The organism is [Chlorobium] sp. 445 (assembly GCA_002763895.1).
Lineage (GTDB): Bacteria > Bacteroidota > Chlorobiia > Chlorobiales > Thermochlorobacteraceae > Thermochlorobacter.
Window position 1 is genome coordinate 1 of sequence record NSLH01000058.1, and the last position, 2,801, is coordinate 2,801.

Consider the following 2,801-nt stretch of genomic DNA (forward strand, 5'->3'; position numbering starts at 1 on the left):
CGCACTCACATCAAAGGCTTGTCAAAGAGTTGTTTGAGCAATTCAACACTGTTAGGCTGGTAAAGTTTGCAATCCCTGTGAGGTCGCTGATGCCCTCATAGGAGCAATCCATCGTTGTGATATCCACAATGGCGGGAGATGTGAAAGTAACATCGTTACCGCTTATTGTGGCATTGTAGGTTGTCGCCAAGAAGTTGCGAAAGTTCGCGTCAGGGACAGTAATCGTTTGCGCATTTGCGCTCATTGAAAACAGCAGAGCCAGAAGCAGTACAGTCTTTTTCATAGTAAGTTTGGGTTTGGCGTTTAAGATGTCTGTGAGCAGCAGGAGCAATGCGAAGTTAGAAACTTCGTGATGCAGTTGTGAAGGTTGTGAGTGAACTTTACGATTATTTAATAGCAAAAAAAGGCAACCGTTTCCGATTGCCTTTCGTTTTTCCGACATGTGCTTACTGAAACAGCACGATGGTTTTAACCACTACTTGCCAGATTGCCCACACAGATGGGATGCCGACAATTGACCAACTGATGACAAGTCGCAGTGCGTTACTAGACGGTGGTGTTGAGCCATTGAGTGTGTTTTCCATAGCAGAGTTCTCCTTTCAAAGTTAAGCACGTTGCATTTGCATAGTGCCGCTGGGTTCTTTTTGTGTTTGCGGCTCTTCGACATGATGAAACTTCGTGTCGACTTCCTTGACGAAGTAGTTACAGATAAATCCAACAACCAGCAGACCTGCCATGATATACATCGTGATGTTGTAGGCATCAGCTTTAGGCACGCCGTTGTTGATTTGGTATTCACGAATGTAATTGACAAGCACAGGTCCAAGCACCGCGGCAACCGACCATGCAGTGAGCAAGCGACCATGAATGGCGCCGACTTGCATTGTGCCGAACATGTCTTTGAGATAAGCAGGAATGGTGGCAAAGCCACCGCCATACATGCTCATGATGATGGCAAAGAGCGTAACAAACAAAACCACGCTCCCAACTTGACCGGTCGTAGGAATCAAGGCGTAGAGCACGGTGCCAAGACCAAGGTAGATCATATAGTTGGTTTTGCGTCCAAGAATATCGGAAAGCGATGACCAGAAGAAGCGACCGACAAGGTTAAAGAGCGAAAGCAACGCTGCAAAACCGCCCCCTGCCGCCGCTGCCATCTTAATGACTTCCTTTTCATCCAAACCCATGTCACGGAACTTCTTGAAAAGAAACATTTCTTGAATCATCGGCGAGGCTTGCCCAAGCACGCCAATTCCGGCGGTAACATTGAGGCACAAGACCCCCCACAAGAGCCAAAACTGTGGCGTTTTTAATTGCCATATCGGCAGTAACATTTGCTGTTGTAACCATTTTCTTTGGTTGAGCGCTGGGTGTCCAGCCAGCAGGTTTCCAATCAGGTGCAGGGATGCGTGCCGTAAGCGCACCAAAAAGCATGAAGATAAGGTAAATAAGTCCCATGGCAACGAAGGTCTCCCATACGCCCATTGAGGTTGGCGTTTTGAAGTAGTTCATCAGTTCGACCGCCAGCGGTGAGCCAATCATTGCGCCGCCGCCAAAGCCCATAATCGCAATGCCCGTCGCCATGCCCGGTCGATCAGGAAACCATTTCATCAGTGTGGAGACCGGCGAGATGTAGCCCAGTCCAAGCCCAATACCACCAATAACACCGTAGCCAAAATACAGTATCCAAATGTTGTGCAGGTAAATGCCAAGCGCACCGATTAAAAATCCCGTAGACCAGCAAATTGCCGAAACGAACATGGTCTTGCGCGGACCCGAACGCTCCGCCCATTTGCCAAACACAGCAGCAGAAATACCGAGCATCGCCAGCGCAATCGAAAAAATCCACCCAATTTCGGGAATGGTCCAATCCACGCCTTTTTGCGGTTCGGTGATTCCAATAAGCTTCGTCATCGGAATGTTGAACACAGAAATACCATACACTTGCCCGATACACAAATGAACGGCAAGCGCAGCAGGCGGAAAGAGCCAGCGATTGTAGCCCGGTTCCGCAATCGATTTTTCACGGTCTAAAAAAGAAAGGAAAGACATGTTGCCCTCCTGTTGTTTTGTGAGTTGTCATAGTTAATCGCTTCCTCTTCACCTTTGATGTCAATGCGGCAGTCGTTTGCGCCGTTTTGGCATCTAACCTGTTGAGAGTGCGATGCTTGTTCTTAGTTCATTTTGTCATAACTATGCAAATTTTTTTTGTAGCTTATTTCGTTTCACTTTCGTATAAATTTTATTTAGCCCGTCCAAAATGTCCAAATCTATTGCAAGGAGTAAAAGGTATGTCGCTCTTTGAACGCGATAGCGCGCTAAAAGGCAAACGCAATGCCTTCGGTAAAGACAAATTGCCCGCAGGACAACACGTCACACTCAAATTTCCTGTACTAACCTACGGCGCCACACAATACATCGACACCAAAACATGGCAACTCAAACTCAATGGGCTTGTCGAACAGCCGCTCACGCTGACTTGGGAAGACTTCATGGCATTGCCGCAAGTAACCATTACTGCCGATTTTCACTGCGTAACGCGCTGGTCAATGCTCGATAAGACTTGGACAGGCGTGCCGATTGCGGAAGTGCTTAAACTCGTTCAACTCAAACCCGACGCCAAAGCCGTGATGGTGCATTGCTACGGCGGCTACACCACCAACCTCACACTCGACGCACTCTGTGATGACGACGTCTTGCTCTGCCACTCCTGGGAAGGCAAACCGCTCACGCCCGAACACGGCGCACCCTGCCGATTGCTCGTGCCAAAAACGCTATGCATGGAAAAAGTGCCAAGTGGC

The 2,801-nt window shown here is 48.4% G+C and carries 2 protein-coding genes and 1 pseudogene; 1 reads left to right on the forward strand and 2 read right to left on the reverse strand.

All coding sequences use genetic code 11. The features are described from left to right. Positions 1 to 10: 10 nt before the first annotated feature. Positions 11 to 442 (reverse strand): hypothetical protein, encoded by a 432-nt coding sequence (locus tag CMR00_12560; GenBank protein PIO47033.1) that lies wholly within the window; start codon positions 440 to 442, stop codon positions 11 to 13. A 163-nt stretch (positions 443 to 605) separates the two neighbouring features. Next, a pseudogene (locus CMR00_12565) lies at positions 606 to 2,052 on the reverse strand (MFS transporter). Positions 2,053 to 2,291: 239 nt separating this feature from the next. On the opposite strand from CMR00_12565, the gene CMR00_12570 reads away from it, so the two are divergent. Next, on the forward strand, positions 2,292 to 2,801 hold a 510-nt coding region (locus CMR00_12570), incomplete at its 3' end, for a hypothetical protein (GenBank protein PIO47034.1).